Raw genomic sequence first — 15,386 nt, 5'->3', positions numbered from 1 at the left:
CTAGTCATTCTTTTTCTGAATAAACACATACGTACTCTCATCCGACAGCTCATCAGCAAAGCTGAAATCAAATCCGTCGAAGCCTTTGATATCCTCCACACAGCTGATTTGCCGCTCAGCCATGAAGCGTACCATTTCACCTCTGGCCATCTTGACCAGGGTCGCTCTCTCTACTACCTTACCGCCGATCTCCTGCCCGAATACACAACTAACCATGCGAACATTCCCGCCAATGTAAGGGGAGATGCACTTGCTGTATTCCTTAGAGGCCAGATTCAGAATGATGTCAGTCTCCGACAATAGCTGATCTGCCAGCTTCCTGTTCCAGAACTCGTAGATAGACTTGAAACCAGGTCCGCTAAGCTTAGCCTGCATCTCCAGCCTGTACGGAACAACGCCGTCAAATGGCCGGACGATTCCATAGAATCCGGACAATATCCGTAAATGCTGCTGAAGATATTCCAGCTCCTCCATTTGAAGTACCCCGGGTGCCATGTACTGGTACTGGATACCCTCATAAGAAAAAATAGCCGGTGTAAGATTCCGTGTTACATCCATATCCCGAATCCGTTCCACATTCAGCGTGGCGATGGCATCATTGCATTTCCATAACGATTTGGCTTCTTCATAATTCAACTTTTGTAATAAGGCCAGAAGAGTCTGCGACTCGCTTATGAATTGCGGCATCTGGCGGCAATCCAAGAAATCCGTATCCATCTTCATCTTCTTGGCAGGCGATATAATGATTCTCATGGTGCTCCCTTTTCTTACCCCCGCGGGGAATTTAAATGTAACCTTATCCTATCACACTTAATCTTCGTAGGCTTGGGGCAAGTTCATGAAATTTGTTCACTGCCACCCACCTTGTGCGCCACCGCCATCTGTACCTGGGTTGCCGTTTCTCCTTGTCCCACCATTCATGCCGGGAGATCCGCCCCCATCTTTCCCCCGCCCGCCGGTGAAGCCCTGTCCCCCGTTCGCTCTTGACCCGGAGTCAGTACTCGTTATCTTCTGTGCAGTAATAGCATCGCAGGAGACGAGCACCATGGAACAACTTAGCACTGCTATGAGCAAAGCGAAATATCGCTTGATCCGCATCTTTGAATCCCCTCTTTCCGAGCGAACATAGTTAACGTGGAAAATATCTTTTTAACATATAATCGTATACGTCCTTAAAACCCATGTAGGATAATACGATCAGCAGCGGATACACCGGGTAAATATACCGGGACTTGATCTCCCATAAAAGATAGAATCCGATAAAGCCCAGCACCACAAGAATCAAAGAGGTCTCTTCAAATCTTTTGGCTCTTATTCCACCAATTAAGCGAACGAGTATAAATACATACATCAGAAAATTCAGGACATACAGCAGCCACAACATTCCGCTTCTATAATTGGAGTCTGCCTTAAACAAATCCGTAGCAGCATTAGTGTAGCTATAACGGTCCATGACAAAGCCCATTCTTCCCCCGTTACTGGATGATCCGTCGTTTCCGAGCCCATATCGTTCCATCTGGTAGGTTCCTTCCGTCCAGGTCCAAACGATTTTTTTATAATACATCTTCACTAAGTCACTTAGGCCCGCCTCGGAGAGTTTATTACGGATTTCTTCTTTAAATAACTCCGTACTTTCTGCCTTATTATAATTTGCATCCTGCTGATAGATTGCGTAGCTCTCCCGGTTGTCCCAGAACCCAAACGTCTCCAGATTGATCCCCATATTCAGCCACATGTAGACAGGTGCGGAATTTTCGTTCATCGGTTCATCTGCAACATTCGTCGACTGCAGCACAGCATTTTGCGTCCAGCCGGGAACATTAAACAATATGGCCGTGATAAACAAAGCGCTAAAAACCTTTTTCACCCCGATAGAACGTATGTTAAATAAAAGACCCGCCACCACGGTAATCAGAAAAATAACACCGATACTGCGGAAATAGTTGCCTATTGCCAGTAAGAGAGCTGCGAAGAGAATATCCTTAATGGACCTTCTTTTGATAAATCTTATGGCAAAATATAAAGCACTTGTCAGAAAAGCGGTAGCGATCACATCGTTATAGATAAAATTACTCATAAACAATGAAGGGATATAGGTTGCGGCAAACACGAGGATGCCATAATCCTTATCCTTGGACTTATAATTGAGCTCTTTATACAGCATATAAATCATTAACGAGGTTAAGAGTGTAAACAGAATATTAAATATTTTGATTACCAGATAATTATCCGGAAAGATCAACAACAACGTCTTTAAATATAAAACGATCGAAAAATTAAACGGAAACATATGCAGATAGCCGTTCGTGTCAAACGACGAATAATCATTCCTGTACAGCATGTCGAGTGCCAATGAAAGCACTGTCTGCGAATCATCCGTCGGCAAGCGTGGAAACAGAAAGATAATCACCATCTGGATTGCAAAAGAAAATAGCAGTGTGGCTGGAATGACTATTTTCCAACTGTACTTATTAAGCTTCAGGCACATTTTATACAAAATAACGCTTAATGCCAGCACCACTGCGATCACTAGAATAAAAAGACCCAGCTGTTGTCTCTCCAAAATTGGCGTATCCCCATATACGAAATAATTATATTTCGCCCTAATAAAAAAAGAGGACGCGATAAAAAGACCGATAAAGAATGCAAGTATGAGATACAATGTTTTTTGAATTCCTCTTATCATGGAAAACCTCCTTTACGCAATCGAAAGCCCTTTACAATCCGCTGCCCCGATTCATAAAAAGCATTATAAACACCCAAACTGAAAATCCAATGAAAATCGGATATGTGGGAATTCGCAAAGAAGAGATTTAGAAAGATGGGTACGTCCTACAATTGGGAATCAAAAAATCGCAAATGTGATACGGAAGTTTCAAAATGGAGAGAGTTGCGGAGACAAAGAGAGAAAATGGAAAACTACTCCAATCCTAGGGAGTATTATGACAAGAGTCTTAATTCTCTTTCAAACGATTATGCTATACTGGTGGAGCAAATAGAATAGGCTTAAAGGGTCGGTCGGCTACCTCTCACCGAAGGGAGGGATGCCTTGTGACAGTGTTTGAAGCAATGATGCTTATGCTAACCTTTGGTTCGCTTATCGTAGCGCTGCTGTCCAATAAACGCAAATAGACCGCCCACTCACAAAGGCATGCGGTCTATCTGTCGTGTCCTATTTGCTGAAGCCTACCGCCCTTAAAAGCGGCTATTGCCTTGGGAGTCGTGTTACAGCACGGCTCTCTTTGCATTTTACGTCTTTTCTGCCTTTAATATACCACAAATAATTTAATAACGTAATAATGTACGGTGTTACATTACATTTCCAATCTCCCAGAAAATCCATCCATCCTTGCGTACATCAGAAGAATTTACTATCCATCTTTTTTAAAAACCGATTATCAGCGATTAAACTTTTCACTCTCTTCGTTGTATTAGGCCCTTTCGGTGTGCTACCTCTTCTATTCAGCAAAATCCACCGTAGACATGCCCAGGCTTCAAAGATTTCAAGTTCTTCCTGATCTATATCATTTTCCAATAGATAAGCAGATCGGAACACATCAGCATAACGCTCGGAGATATATATTTTCAGCAGAATAAGTGACCAGGCAAAATCATATCTAGAGTCTCCCAACTGGCCGTTCGTCCAATCAATTATGGTATATCGCTCTTTATCCTCCACTATATTTCCGATATGAAAATCCCCATGAATGATACAGTCCTGCTTCATTGGAGTTTGCTCAACAAGAGTAGTCAATACATTAAAAATATCAGATTGTTCTTTGGCTTCAGGGAAAAAGTAGCCGATAAAATTGTATTTTGGCAGTTGTATATTTCCAATCTCTTCAACGCGAATTTTATGTATTTTTGCTAATAGGCTTGCGAGTTCCTTCATTTTCCTGGTATTCATTTTATGAATAGGGGTTCCGTCAAAACCTGTTAACAACACCTTATATCCCTCCGGATTGATTCCCCAGCCCACTGGTTTAGAGACGGCTACTCCTCGTTCGGATAGAACATCCAATAAACGATATTGAAACTGGACATCCGGTCTGGATTCCTTATTCCATGTTTTCAGTACATAGCTCTCTTGATCAGAATTAATCCTTATGACCTCAGCTTCAAATCCTTGATCCATTGTATGCGCAGTTAAGCTGTCTTCCTGATTTAATAAGTCGTTTATGATTTCGTTGTGCTCTAGCCAATTTATGATAGATATAGGAGTTTTCAAAAATGGGTCTTCCTTTCGGAGTCAGCTACAACAGATTTACGCAACCCAAAATTACAAATAACATAAAATAGATTGTTCTATCCAGTACATAAATACAGTATCCGGGCTTTCCTTTTCAAACTTTTTCATTTTTAAATACATATCCATTCCATCAGAAACATCATGCCATAAATCCGTAAATGCAAAATCATATTTCTCCTTAGACATATGTTGTTCTGCATATTCGAAAGCATCTGCTTGGATAAGCCTGATCTTGTGAGCATTACTGAATTGTGGCAGTACATATTTATTAAATAGATCAATGACATCTTGATTTTTTTCAACAACCGTTATGCTTTCAACATTATCTTTTTCAGAAACCATATAAGCATAATAGCCAAGCCCAAGCCCAAACGTAAGAACATTCCCAAACGCTTTATCTACAGCTTCTTTCATTGTTTCTATTTCATTTGGCGTGATGGTCATCCAGATTCTATCATTCTCCAAGACGGCCGGGAACATGAATTCATTTTGAAAAAAACCAACCTGAGGAATTTGTCTTCCCTCTTCTGTCCGGATGATATCATTGCAAACAAAACCTTCAAAAGGTTTATATTTTTCATATTTTAATTCACTATTATTAATCTTTATAGTAGGAATCTTGATATTTTTATAATATGGATTGTCATAATATTCATTTGCATCAAGCTTATGAAGCATATTGCTAAAATATTGGTTAAACAATTCCTTATCATCAACATTATCAACCGTATCCATCCCAAAAGCAGCAGCCAGCATTAAACCAAAAGCGTATTCATAAGATACACCACAGTTTACGATTTCTTCAATTTCTTCTTTGTTAATAAAGTCGGGGGTATTATTCAAATAGCGGCTTAGTAAAGCAAACACTTTATAGTTATCTTCTTTTACCTTTTCTTTTATTACATTATTAAATTCCATATTCTCACCTATTAATTAGAATTTGTTTCTATGTCTCATGTTAGTCTTTCCGGATTGACTAGTAGGCAATACTCTCATTTTACCATTTAAAAATCCAGAAGAACAAAAACCACTTTACTAATCCGTGACAGTTCCGCTCCTACAGTAAGAAAATCTTACGCCAAAATCTTCTAATTACAAGGTTTATGGCCTATATCGCGCCTAATCTGCTCAATATTTCGTTACCCTATGTTAGAATAGACGACTTGTATAATTTGTGAAAACTTTCACTAATAGTCATGATTGATGGTATACTTAATAAGAAGATGAACTAAAGAGAATAACGATGGAAACTGTGGACGTAACCGTAGAAGATTTGAAGTTAGGAGAATAACAGCGACGCGCGCGCTTCTCCACTTCCAACTCCCTCTGATACTTCCTTTCTTTTTTGTCGGGTTCTTTTGGTACATCTTAAGTACATCTTAATAGAGAAATATAAAAGTGGAGGGTTAACAATGAAAAAGAAAGCAGCTGGTGCTCTGAGTCTCGTCCTCTCTGTCATGCTCGTTACCGCAGGTTGCGGTAATGGAAACGACAAGGTGAACGAGAGCAAGAGTAATAACAACGAGAAAAAAGAAGTTGAAGCCGTCTCCGGGGCATCTGAAGCAAGCTACACACCATTCGATCAATTAAAAGATAAATATGATATCATCATTGTCGGTGCGGGTGGTGCGGGAATGTCCGCAGCGCTTGAGGCCAAAGAGAAAGGCATGAACCCTGTTATTTTGGAAAAAATGCCGGTTGCCGGCGGGAACACAACCAAATCCTCTTCGGGAATGAACGCTTCTGAAACGAAATTTCAAAAAGAACAAAACATTGAAGACAGCAATGATTTATTTTATGAAGAGTCATTAAAAGGTGGCCATGACACTAACGACAAAGAAATGCTTCGTTTCTTCGTTGATAATTCCGCGAGTGCGATCGATTGGCTGGATTCCATAGGAATCCGCTTGAACAATATCACCATTACAGGCGGCATGAACGAAAAACGTACACACCGTCCTGAAGATGGCTCTGCTGTGGGTCAATACCTTGTCAAAGGTTTAGTGAAAAACGTACAAGAGAAAGAAATTCCACTTTTCGTGAATGCTGATGTCAAAGAAATTACCGAAAAAGACGGCAAGGTTAATGGCGTTAAAGTCCTCTTTAACCAAACAGAGGAAAAAACAATTACGGCAGATGCTGTCGTTGTAACCACTGGCGGGTTCGGTGCCAATATGGATTTGATCTCCGAAGTAAGACCTGACTTGGAAGGCTACGTTACTACTAACCAAATCGGCAGTACCGGAGACGGCATCAAGATGATTGAGAAACTCGGCGGCACAACCGTCGATATGGATCAAATCCAAGTTCACCCGACTGTGCAGCAAGAAAAATCCTACCTCATCGGCGAAGCTGTTCGTGGGGAAGGCGCTATCCTTGTTTCCAGTGAAGGCACACGCTTCACCAACGAATTGGATACCCGTGATAAAGTAACGGCTTCCATCAATACACTGCCTGAAAAAGCAGCTACGCTGGTCTTTGATTCCGGTGTTAAATCCCGTGTGAAGGCTATTGAACAATATGACAAAATGGGCTTCGTGATTCAGGCGGATTCCATCGAAGCTTTGGCCAAAGAAATCGGTGTTCCAGAGGATAAGCTGGCAACAACGCTTGATACTTGGAACAGCGCGGTTAAGAATAAAAAGGATGCCGAATTTGGCAGAACTACAGGAATGGACAATGACCTGTCCACTGGTCCTTTCTACGCTATTAAAATTGCTCCTGGGATTCACTACACCATGGGTGGTGTGAAGATCAATACGAACACAGAAGTTCTGAATAAAGATGGTGAAGCTATTCCTGGTCTGTTTGCGGCAGGTGAAGTTACAGGCGGCTTACACGGACAAAACCGGATTGGCGGCAACTCTGTTGCAGAAATCATTATTTTCGGCCGTCAAGCTGGGATCAAATCTGCTGAATTCATAAAAGCAAAATAAGTAGATACTATAGGCCTCACAGCAAAAAGCTCAAGCATCGGCAAGTTAGCCGCTGGCTTGAGCTTTTTTAATGTAATTAATCGCCAATAGTTCGGATAATAGTATCAAACGGATCTAATTCCAACGTTTGTTGTCCATATTCTGTATCAATCGTAGTTTTTTGAAGCTGGTCGCTATTGTTAATCACGACGAGTATTTTACTTTCTGGATAATACGCACACTCTGTATATAAATTATCCGTAATATACTTTGTTTCCTTTAACTCATTCCCGGCATAACGAATCACATTTAACAGCAATCTTGTATTTTCAAAGCTTAAGGTGAAAGAAGGCAGGTAGATCCCCTTTCCTTTACCAAAGGCATGGGCAGACAATGTTATCATCCCACTCTTTTCACACAATACCGCTGCCGAGCCATCCGTAAGATAAATGTTATTTTTAGGTGTTATGCTGGCTCCTTCAGGCACTAAATCTTGCTCATCTCTAGCCTCAAATGTCCATCTTCCATGAGCTACCTTGGAGCCTGTATCCTCATCCAGACCAAGCACATGGGCCATTCTGAAAAAGCTGTCATAACCTTCAAGCGCCGAAGGCTGATTGACACCTATAAAAGTACCGCCCTCATAAACCCACGCTGTCAGTAAGTCCACGCACTTATGGTCACTCCAGTATTCTCCGCCACTCCATGCTGAACCTGCCGAGCCGGCATTAATCACTACATCACACTCTTGTAATACTCCCTTACGGATATCTTCAAAATCAATGAACTGGACTTCAATCGGCAATCCGGACAAAGCCTCATTGATATGAATCAGATCATGCATATACGTTTCATGGAAATGCCCGGACAAAGTCCACGATCTCAATTTACCCCAAGCGTGTAAAATGGCTACCTTCGTCTTAATGTGATACGGTTTGCCTTTATGATGCAGCTCTTTAATTTCTCTGAATTCATCCGCGATCTTTTCGATATAATCACAAAAATCCGGATAAGGCTCTACAAGATGCAAATATCCGCCCAGTCCAATCCGATCTATAGGCTCTCTGAGCAAGGCGCGCCGGATATTAATCCAATACTTTTTGGCATCGAGCGTAGGGTTACCTCCCTCCATAAACGTAGGGAGCCCTCCCAATCCAACCGGAAATAAATAGGGATGCAGCCGAATCTCATGGGTATCTACTTTTACACCAGAACAAAGCCTTGCCTCAAACCCTGAGAACACACATTTAATCATCCCGTCAAAACCAAACTCCTCAAAACGGTCATTGTAAGGCTCCATGCCAACCCAACTATCATCATAGAAGACATACGCCAGCTTATCGTGCTTATGCACAATATCAATTAATTGCTTACCAAATTCGATGACAAAATCATTGATAAATGCCATATAGTCCAGCTTCCGCTGCTGCGCCGGGATATGACTGACCCGATATTTCCCACCATTCACAAAATCCTCGGCCGTGAGCGAATACCCATATTTTTTGGCAAACAGATCAAGCGCTCTTGAGCTTACCGTAAAATCATATGAACCCCAGTCCGAGAACAAATGGCGATTGCGCTCATCACTGCCCCAGATCCAGGCGAAATTATAAAAGAGGGAGGTAAACCGAACCACTGTTGTTTCCTTATGCTTATGACACCAATCTTCTATCCAATGGAGTAAATATTTTTGCGTTTCTACATAGATGGGATCGATCTGCATCAGATGCTCTTTTTCCCAGTGATTCGTGGTGTGATTGTACATGGAGATCTCTTCCCAAATCCGGTAGACCATGAAGCTGACTGTGTATTTATGCCAAGGTGCAATTCCGGTAATGACTACATTTCCCGATTCCCGCTCATAATTCCACAGTTCTCTTGGAACCTCTTCGCCCGTCGTTCGGTCAAAAACCTGCCAGTACTTAAACGCCTCTTTGGAATCATTCACTCGGAATTGTTCAGCAAAAAAATCCTCCATCAGATAGATGGATAAATAATCTTGTACCGCTACCTTCGGATTAGTTATTAAAAAGCTCTGCTGCAGTTTGTCTGAATTCTGTGACGCCCATTCGTTGTGATCTCTGATGATGCAGATTGTAGAATAAATGCCGTATCCTGCGTTGATAATCTCATCAGACAACTGTGTGCCGTCACTGTCACGGATGACATCGGCACCCCAACGTTCAGCTAATTTCAGGGTCAATGCCTCATAACCGGATTCTCCCGGCAGTGTAAAGGCCCCCGTTGTTTTTTTGGACAACTTGGATCCCTCCTATTTAAGCATATCGGATAGAAAAGCTAACGCTAAGCCTTGACCCCAGCCTTGAATCCAGTCTTTTGGAATATTGCGGTATCCTTCCCGATCCTTCATAACCGCTGTTCCGCCAGAAACACCCAGCACCCGTCCATCATCACTGATATTGTTCAAAATACCTTTCAGGGCCTTTTGCACATATTTGGTATGCAGCGGGTTGCCGTTATTGATCATAGCAGCCGCAATGCCGCAAGACGCGGATACTTCTTCATAAGACTCCTCATCATCTAGTACAGTCCGCCACAGGCCGTGCTCCGTTTGCACCAGCTTGAGTGCGGCCAGTTGATCGCGCAGCGAACACTCTACGTCCATACACTGGGGATACAAATACCATTCTTTCAAAAGCTTTTTAACTTGCGACATAGTGTATGCGCCCCAAGCATTCGCTCTGCCCCAGAATAGTCCAGACATGTGATCCTGCTTCACATTATTGTAGCCGTGGTACCAAAACCCGCTGCTAGGATCTTGCAGGTATTTGATATGCCAATAATATTGATTCAAGGCATCTTGGATCATTTCCTGATCCTTTAATTTGCTTCCTACACGGAGCAGGAAAAATGCCGCCATAAACAAGGTATCCGCCCATGCCTGTTCTGGAAAATCATTAGAAATAGAGACGGTATGCTGCAACACATGATCTCCGAATCTAAGCGCATTGTTCTGCAGATAATCCACTTTGCTCATCACAATATCCCAATACTTCTGGTTACCTGTTTCTTCATACAAGGTGATCAGCATATGGCCCATAGCACAGGTGTTAACTGTCCAATCCGGCAGACCCAGCTCGATATATTCATCTGCCCACTGGACAAGCATATCCAAATACTCTTTATTTCCTGTAGTTTCATAAGCTCTGGTTACCCCATAATAAGCCACACCACAAGGCCAGTCCCATGTTAAATCCATCGCCATTGTTTTTCTGACCACTTTATCGATGACCCTTAAAATCTCTTCTCTGTCATAAGTTAATTGAAGCATCTTGTTTCTCCTCTCTTTCGCACACGCCCCCAAAGGCGCTTGAGAGCTGTCCGTCCACATTGTAAACGCTTTACTAACTCTATTGTAAGTAGTAAAATGGTCTGATTCTAAGCATATTCATAACTAAACTGTGCAATTTCAACCATTAACTAGTAGTTCTTATATTTCGGGATTGGCCGTGACTACAGAGAATGTTTGGACTTCCGGCCGCTGTTGTCGTAAGAATTTCTTGATTTTATACCGCTCTTCGCGGTGGAAATCTGCTGACAAAGGCGGACGCTAACGCTCCTACAGTTCCAAACTTCTCCTCCGCCACTTTTTTCCAAAATTGTATAATATCAAGTTCTCTTTATATAGTTGAATTTGATATAACGTTAACCTATAATCTACTCAACCTACGTAATAAGAATGGGAGTATTGAGAATATGCCCAGAAAAAAGAAGCCCGTCATTGAATACCGCCACTACAGCTTACCGATAAACTTTCCTATCCTGCTGTTAAGCGGTGAACGTTGGAAGATTTCTGATATTAAAAGTGAACATCTGCATTTCCATAATCATTTGGAGATTGGCATTTGCCATTCGGATAGCGGCATCATGGAGATCAAAGGAGAATCTGTGCCTTTTAAAGCCGGAGATGTGACCTTCATCCCTAGGTATCTCCCTCATACAACTTATAGTTCGCCGAATGAAGCCAGTCTGTGGTCTTATATCTTTTTTTCGCCTGAGGATCTTTTTCAGCAATCCTTCAAGAGCGCTTACAGCAACTTTGAGCCGAATCTGTGGGCAATTAAGGGAACAAACTGTATTTTGAACAAAGAGGAACATCCCAAGGTTTATACCCTTGCGACATCGGTCTTAGAGGAATTGAAACAAAAAAATCCTTACTATCAAGAAAGTGCCTACGGCTTATTGTTATCGCTTTATATAGAACTCCTTAGAATTCATTCCCGGAATGAGCCCTTGGTTGATCAAGAAACAGAGCATAGCCTGAAGGGCGATTTTGTCATCTCACCCGTTCTGGAATACATCACTAAAAACTACATGATGCCGATTACCATCGATTTTTTAGCTGATCTGTGCCACCTAAGTACCACTCATTTCCGCAGGAAATTCCATGAGATTATGGGGTCCGCACCTCTCGACTTCCTAAACAGTACCCGTATTGAAGAGGCCTGCAAGCAGTTAAAAAGTACGGATGATTCCATTCTCTCCATCTCTGAGCAAGTAGGTTTTCAGTCCATATCCAGCTTCAACCGATGTTTCTCCAAGCTTATGGGTGAGTCACCTAAACAATGGCGTAAAGGCGCACAATCCGAAGCACAATCCGCTAAAGCGTCTATATTGGAGTTTACGGGGTGGGTTTGATCCATTTATCCATTCGTCTATTCTAGATCATCTTTCTCCCGATCGTTTTATATAACATGGTTCTTATCTTCTTTAACTGCGCAAAGTTTTCTTCAAATGAAATGCTGTGGGTCAGTGCCAGCCCTTTTGAGAAATCTTTTTTATATAGAAAAATTGATTCCAAATACAAACCTATGACATGAATCTGGTTCCAAGTAGGATAACTTGAATTATGATAGAAGACAGTCAGCGTTTCTAATGCATAAAAATTATGACACCATCTCGCTTCCTCCATTATGTACTTCATTGCCGGTCCGTTATTGTTAATCATTATGTCCCGGAATTCATCTAAATAATTAGGCTGAACATCGACATATTCAATTGCATAAAATGGCTTTACATGCCGTTTTCTCGCGCCTTCCCCTGGTGTAGGGTACGTACTGTTTGGTGTAGTTACAAGTAACTCCATACGGATTGTTTCGAGCACGAAAGGTATATTCACATTTTTTAAGTTAGGTAAAATGATTTTGGCATCTTCTTTTTCCTTGATCTGCATTAGGATAAGATAATCCCATATAATGAATTCTCCATGTTTTTCGGCTGTTTTGTTATGACTGTAAACTGAAATATCCTCCACAGCATTATTTTGAGTCATGGATCCTAGAACGTCTGTGAGTTGGCTCTTTATTTCTTTTTTCATATGCTTTTTATACTTCTTATCGACTCCGATACTCCAAGCAATATAATAAGTATCATTTTGTGGTGTCAGTTTTAGATTCTCTACGCTTATTTTCTTATCCATTTCTGTTTCCCTTTCTGTACATGTCCCCAGCCATCGATGTATAATTCGTCTAAGATTTCTAATAGCTCAGGAGGGGTTTGAAGCAAGGCTGCTTATGATTAATCGTAACGCTGCTTCCCAATAAACGCAAATAAGCCACCCCCTATGAACTGCCCCATCAGGCACAACAAAAAGGCATGCGTCCGGTACACTACCGAATTCATACCTAACAAGTCGCCTAATAAAATAAGCTGTTATGTGATAAGGCTAGCCTTTACTTGACCTCACAAAATCTATTTAACAAGGGAATGATTTCTTCCTTGCTCATAGGGGCGTCGTGCCCCGGGATATACGTAGTAAATGAAAGAGTCGATAAAAACTCAATATATTTTTTCATTTTTATCGGATCAATTTTACCTTCTCCATGATAATAATCCCCGCTATGTGCATCACCTGCGAATAAAACTCCCGCTTCTTTTATATATACAACACAAGAATCGTCTTCATGTGGCCCTCCTACCTTTATAATCTGGCAAGTGGTGCCCCCTAAATCCAGCGTTAAAGCATCCTCGAAAATAATATTTCCTGTGCTAACCTTAATCTTATCAAACGTATCATATTCTTTTTTCATACAGTTATAGGCGAATGCTATTTCTTCTTTGGTCTCTAAACGTTTTACCACAGCTTCTTCATCCCATTCCCATGCTTTCAGGCGCTTTAGTGCCTCATTCGTTGCTGAAGAGACTATAGTTCCCCCGTCAAAAGCATGCATACCAAAGGTATGATCCCAATGCCAGTGCGTGATCAAAGCATATTTGGGACGTGGCAGATTGTTATCATCCAAACACTTTATAAAGGCATCTAAATGCGATTTTGAATTGCCACAATCAATCATAATTGAAAAGCTGTCACCTAAAACATATCCCAAAACAGGTCTGTCTGTTTCTCGGACACTTTTCAAATAATAAATAGAGTCATTTATTTTTTTGAGTTCCATCCTATTTTCTCTCCTTTATGGATACAGGTAAAGATACGCTCTATGGGGGAGATGATTACCTATTTATAATGGATGAAGCAGATGCCATTGAGCAAGGGAGAGTTTAGTTATATTCACAATGTACTACGCCGTAGTTCATAAAAATATTGCACAATCGGATGCTTTAACTGCATCTTCTCGCTCATGTTTAAAATCCGCTTTTTCCCAACCCGTCTGTCCACTAAAGCCAGAATATTCAATAAGATATCATCGCTCTCTATGCTTTCCTCTATAGAAGTAGATAAAAAATTATTAGCTATAACGATAAAATTCGATTTACTTAATGAGGTCTGTGCTGACAAAAGCTCCTTTGCAACTTCTGATATCTTTCTGCTTCTTGCAATGACTATTAGACGATCCTCCGGGATGATCCCTTTACTATCTTTTCTAACCGCTTCGATGTCTTCAGGATGGATTGGAATTTGGAGTTCTGAATCATTCTTAATCTCCTGCTCCGTCTGATACCATCTGATTGAGCTAGTTCTATCATTCATATTGAGTACGTTCTTTTTATCTACCGAAATATAACAGCTCCCTGATTTATCAGGTAAATAACGGTAACTGCTTGCACGATATTCAACCTTGCCGGATAACGCAGGACAGAGAAAACTCTCCAGTTGTTGCTTTAATTTGCTCCAGGACATGTATCCTCCAACAAGACGATCTCTTCTCCTCGTCTTTGTCTTATTTTTATATTTTCTTTTCCCCAAGAACACATAACATCCACGATCTTATTGGCTGTAACGCCATATTCCGTGAGGCTGTATTCAACTTTTGGCGGCATCTGCTGGTACACGAATCTTTTGACAAGCCCATCCCTCTCAAGTTCACGAAGCTGCTGGATCAGAACCTTTTGTGAGATGCCCTGAATATTACGCTGTAATTCACTTGTTCTTTTGGCACCGGACATCAAAAAGCAAATGATCAAAGCTTTCCACTTTCCGCCGATGATTTCTAGTGTTGCCTCTATCCCTAGATGATATTGTTTCATAGAATAACACCTCGTTCATGCTGATCAAATTAAGCTTACTTAAAACTTCATTGTTGCATATATTTTTTTCGGAGTCCAGTACACACCTCGAAGTAACCATCTTACTTTATTGTGTGTATTTTCTTTTTTTACAACCTGCAAGATAATAATAATATTCATAAATAGTATAGGCCTGAGAATGGAGATTCATCATGAAAACACTAGTGATTTTGGCGCATCCGGGCCTTGAGAATTCGAGGGTCAACCAGCGCTGGAAAGAAGAACTGCTATTATATCCCAACGACATTACCCTTCATGAGATTTATAAGGAGTACCCTGACTGGAATATTAATGTTCCTAGAGAGCAGAATCTAATGGAAGCATATGACCATGTGATCTTTCAATTCCCGTTGTATTGGTACAGTTATCCGCCGCTATTAAAAAAATGGTTTGACGATGTGTTGGCTTACGGGTGGGCTTATGGATCAAACGGGAATAAGCTTAACGGGAAAAAGTTAGGGCTGGCCCTGTCCATTGGTGATAAAAAAGAAAATTATCAGCCAGAGGGCTCTGTTTCTTTTACCGTAGACGAAGTGATCGCACCCTTTAACGCCAGTGCCAAACATGTAGGCGCAGAAGCCCTACCGTACTTTGCTGTTTTTGGAGCTTCATTCCAAGCCAGCGATGAAGAAATTAATACTAGCGCAAAAGAATATATCGAATATATCTTTAATCACCGTATTTGACACAAAAAAAATTGGGCTATCCTTAGTCTTGTTCAAAGACTTTAAGGATAG

General features: G+C 41.2%; 15 protein-coding genes. 4 read left to right on the top strand and 11 right to left on the bottom strand.

The genetic code is table 11. From position 1 onward, the window contains the following. From yaaA to NSS82_RS03940, 3 genes are all read right to left on the bottom strand, one after another. Positions 1 to 753 carry a peroxide stress protein YaaA gene (gene yaaA / locus NSS82_RS03950; RefSeq protein WP_076272138.1) on the bottom strand — a complete coding sequence of 251 codons (753 nt, stop codon included), beginning with the start codon at positions 751 to 753 and terminating at the stop codon, positions 1 to 3. Between the two features lie 96 nt (positions 754 to 849). Then, positions 850 to 1,098: a hypothetical protein gene (locus NSS82_RS03945; RefSeq protein WP_076272137.1), complete on the bottom strand. Its 249-nt coding sequence runs from the start codon at positions 1,096 to 1,098 to the stop codon at positions 850 to 852. Positions 1,099 to 1,129: 31 nt separating this feature from the next. After that, on the bottom strand, positions 1,130 to 2,686 hold the full coding sequence (locus NSS82_RS03940; protein WP_076272136.1) for a glycosyltransferase family 39 protein: 1,557 nt from the start codon (positions 2,684 to 2,686) through the stop codon (positions 1,130 to 1,132). Positions 2,687 to 3,051: 365 nt separating this feature from the next. On the opposite strand from NSS82_RS03940, the gene NSS82_RS32640 reads away from it, so the two are divergent. Continuing rightward, positions 3,052 to 3,132, top strand: coding sequence for a putative holin-like toxin (locus NSS82_RS32640; RefSeq protein WP_367946913.1), 81 nt, complete (start codon positions 3,052 to 3,054; stop codon positions 3,130 to 3,132). Positions 3,133 to 3,358: 226 nt separating this feature from the next. On the opposite strand, the gene NSS82_RS03935 is transcribed toward NSS82_RS32640, so the two are convergent. Continuing rightward, complete coding sequence (locus tag NSS82_RS03935) at positions 3,359 to 4,228, bottom strand: aminoglycoside phosphotransferase family protein (protein ID WP_076207624.1); 870 nt, start codon at positions 4,226 to 4,228, stop codon at positions 3,359 to 3,361. Between the two features lie 51 nt (positions 4,229 to 4,279). Then, positions 4,280 to 5,167 (bottom strand): spermine/spermidine synthase domain-containing protein, encoded by an 888-nt coding sequence (locus NSS82_RS03930; RefSeq protein ID WP_256718379.1) that lies wholly within the window; start codon positions 5,165 to 5,167, stop codon positions 4,280 to 4,282. 494 nt (positions 5,168 to 5,661) lie between these two features. Here NSS82_RS03930 and NSS82_RS03925 point away from each other — a divergent pair, with 494 nt between their 5' ends. After that, the gene (locus tag NSS82_RS03925; protein WP_036684833.1) at positions 5,662 to 7,185 is read left to right on the top strand and encodes a flavocytochrome c; all 1,524 of its coding nucleotides are present in this window, start codon (positions 5,662 to 5,664) and stop codon (positions 7,183 to 7,185) included. A gap of 76 nt (positions 7,186 to 7,261) precedes the next feature. Here NSS82_RS03925 and gnpA read toward each other — a convergent pair whose 3' ends face one another. Both gnpA and NSS82_RS03915 read right to left on the bottom strand, forming a co-directional pair. Next, positions 7,262 to 9,424: a 1,3-beta-galactosyl-N-acetylhexosamine phosphorylase gene (gnpA, locus tag NSS82_RS03920; protein ID WP_076272134.1), complete on the bottom strand. Its 2,163-nt coding sequence runs from the start codon at positions 9,422 to 9,424 to the stop codon at positions 7,262 to 7,264. A gap of 12 nt (positions 9,425 to 9,436) precedes the next feature. Beyond that, positions 9,437 to 10,456, bottom strand: a complete 1,020-nt coding sequence (locus NSS82_RS03915; RefSeq protein WP_076136849.1) for a glycoside hydrolase family 88/105 protein — start codon at positions 10,454 to 10,456, stop codon at positions 9,437 to 9,439. Between the two features lie 425 nt (positions 10,457 to 10,881). Between NSS82_RS03915 and NSS82_RS03910 the strand changes: the two genes are divergently transcribed. After that, positions 10,882 to 11,823: an AraC family transcriptional regulator gene (locus NSS82_RS03910; RefSeq protein ID WP_076272133.1), complete on the top strand. Its 942-nt coding sequence runs from the start codon at positions 10,882 to 10,884 to the stop codon at positions 11,821 to 11,823. Between the two features lie 22 nt (positions 11,824 to 11,845). Here NSS82_RS03910 and NSS82_RS03905 read toward each other — a convergent pair whose 3' ends face one another. The 4 genes from NSS82_RS03905 to NSS82_RS03890 form a co-directional block, all read right to left on the bottom strand. Beyond that, positions 11,846 to 12,604 (bottom strand): hypothetical protein, encoded by a 759-nt coding sequence (locus NSS82_RS03905; RefSeq protein ID WP_076272132.1) that lies wholly within the window; start codon positions 12,602 to 12,604, stop codon positions 11,846 to 11,848. 253 nt (positions 12,605 to 12,857) lie between these two features. Continuing rightward, positions 12,858 to 13,580: an MBL fold metallo-hydrolase gene (locus NSS82_RS03900; protein WP_076272131.1), complete on the bottom strand. Its 723-nt coding sequence runs from the start codon at positions 13,578 to 13,580 to the stop codon at positions 12,858 to 12,860. 113 nt (positions 13,581 to 13,693) lie between these two features. Then, on the bottom strand, positions 13,694 to 14,263 hold the full coding sequence (locus tag NSS82_RS03895; RefSeq protein WP_076136857.1) for an SF0329 family protein: 570 nt from the start codon (positions 14,261 to 14,263) through the stop codon (positions 13,694 to 13,696). Then, on the bottom strand, positions 14,245 to 14,610 hold the full coding sequence (locus tag NSS82_RS03890; protein ID WP_076128545.1) for a winged helix-turn-helix transcriptional regulator: 366 nt from the start codon (positions 14,608 to 14,610) through the stop codon (positions 14,245 to 14,247). Before NSS82_RS03890 ends, NSS82_RS03895 begins: the two co-directional genes overlap by 19 nt. A 191-nt stretch (positions 14,611 to 14,801) precedes the next feature. On the opposite strand from NSS82_RS03890, the gene NSS82_RS03885 reads away from it, so the two are divergent. After that, complete coding sequence (locus NSS82_RS03885; protein ID WP_076136859.1) at positions 14,802 to 15,335, top strand: NAD(P)H-dependent oxidoreductase; 534 nt, start codon at positions 14,802 to 14,804, stop codon at positions 15,333 to 15,335. The last annotated feature ends 51 nt before the right edge of the window (positions 15,336 to 15,386 follow it).

This window comes from Paenibacillus sp. FSL H7-0735, assembly GCF_038008505.1.
Classification (GTDB): domain Bacteria; phylum Bacillota; class Bacilli; order Paenibacillales; family Paenibacillaceae; genus Paenibacillus_AQ; species Paenibacillus_AQ odorifer.
The sequence above is the reverse complement of the archived record's forward strand: the minus strand, read 5'-3'. Positions and strand labels throughout refer to the sequence as shown.

Coding starts and splice junctions, on each gene's coding strand:
- yaaA (WP_076272138.1), bottom strand. CDS start 753: ATGAGAATCATTATATCGCCTGCCAAGAAGATGAAGATGGATACGGAT.
- NSS82_RS03945 (WP_076272137.1), bottom strand. CDS start 1,098: ATGCGGATCAAGCGATATTTCGCTTTGCTCATAGCAGTGCTAAGTTGT.
- NSS82_RS03940 (WP_076272136.1), bottom strand. CDS start 2,686: ATGATAAGAGGAATTCAAAAAACATTGTATCTCATACTTGCATTCTTT.
- NSS82_RS03930 (WP_256718379.1), bottom strand. CDS start 5,167: ATGGAATTTAATAATGTAATAAAAGAAAAGGTAAAAGAAGATAACTAT.
- NSS82_RS03925 (WP_036684833.1), top strand. CDS start 5,662: ATGAAAAAGAAAGCAGCTGGTGCTCTGAGTCTCGTCCTCTCTGTCATG.
- NSS82_RS03915 (WP_076136849.1), bottom strand. CDS start 10,456: ATGCTTCAATTAACTTATGACAGAGAAGAGATTTTAAGGGTCATCGAT.
- NSS82_RS03910 (WP_076272133.1), top strand. CDS start 10,882: ATGCCCAGAAAAAAGAAGCCCGTCATTGAATACCGCCACTACAGCTTA.
- NSS82_RS03905 (WP_076272132.1), bottom strand. CDS start 12,604: ATGGATAAGAAAATAAGCGTAGAGAATCTAAAACTGACACCACAAAAT.
- NSS82_RS03900 (WP_076272131.1), bottom strand. CDS start 13,580: ATGGAACTCAAAAAAATAAATGACTCTATTTATTATTTGAAAAGTGTC.
- NSS82_RS03895 (WP_076136857.1), bottom strand. CDS start 14,263: ATGTCCTGGAGCAAATTAAAGCAACAACTGGAGAGTTTTCTCTGTCCT.
- NSS82_RS03890 (WP_076128545.1), bottom strand. CDS start 14,610: ATGAAACAATATCATCTAGGGATAGAGGCAACACTAGAAATCATCGGC.
- NSS82_RS03885 (WP_076136859.1), top strand. CDS start 14,802: ATGAAAACACTAGTGATTTTGGCGCATCCGGGCCTTGAGAATTCGAGG.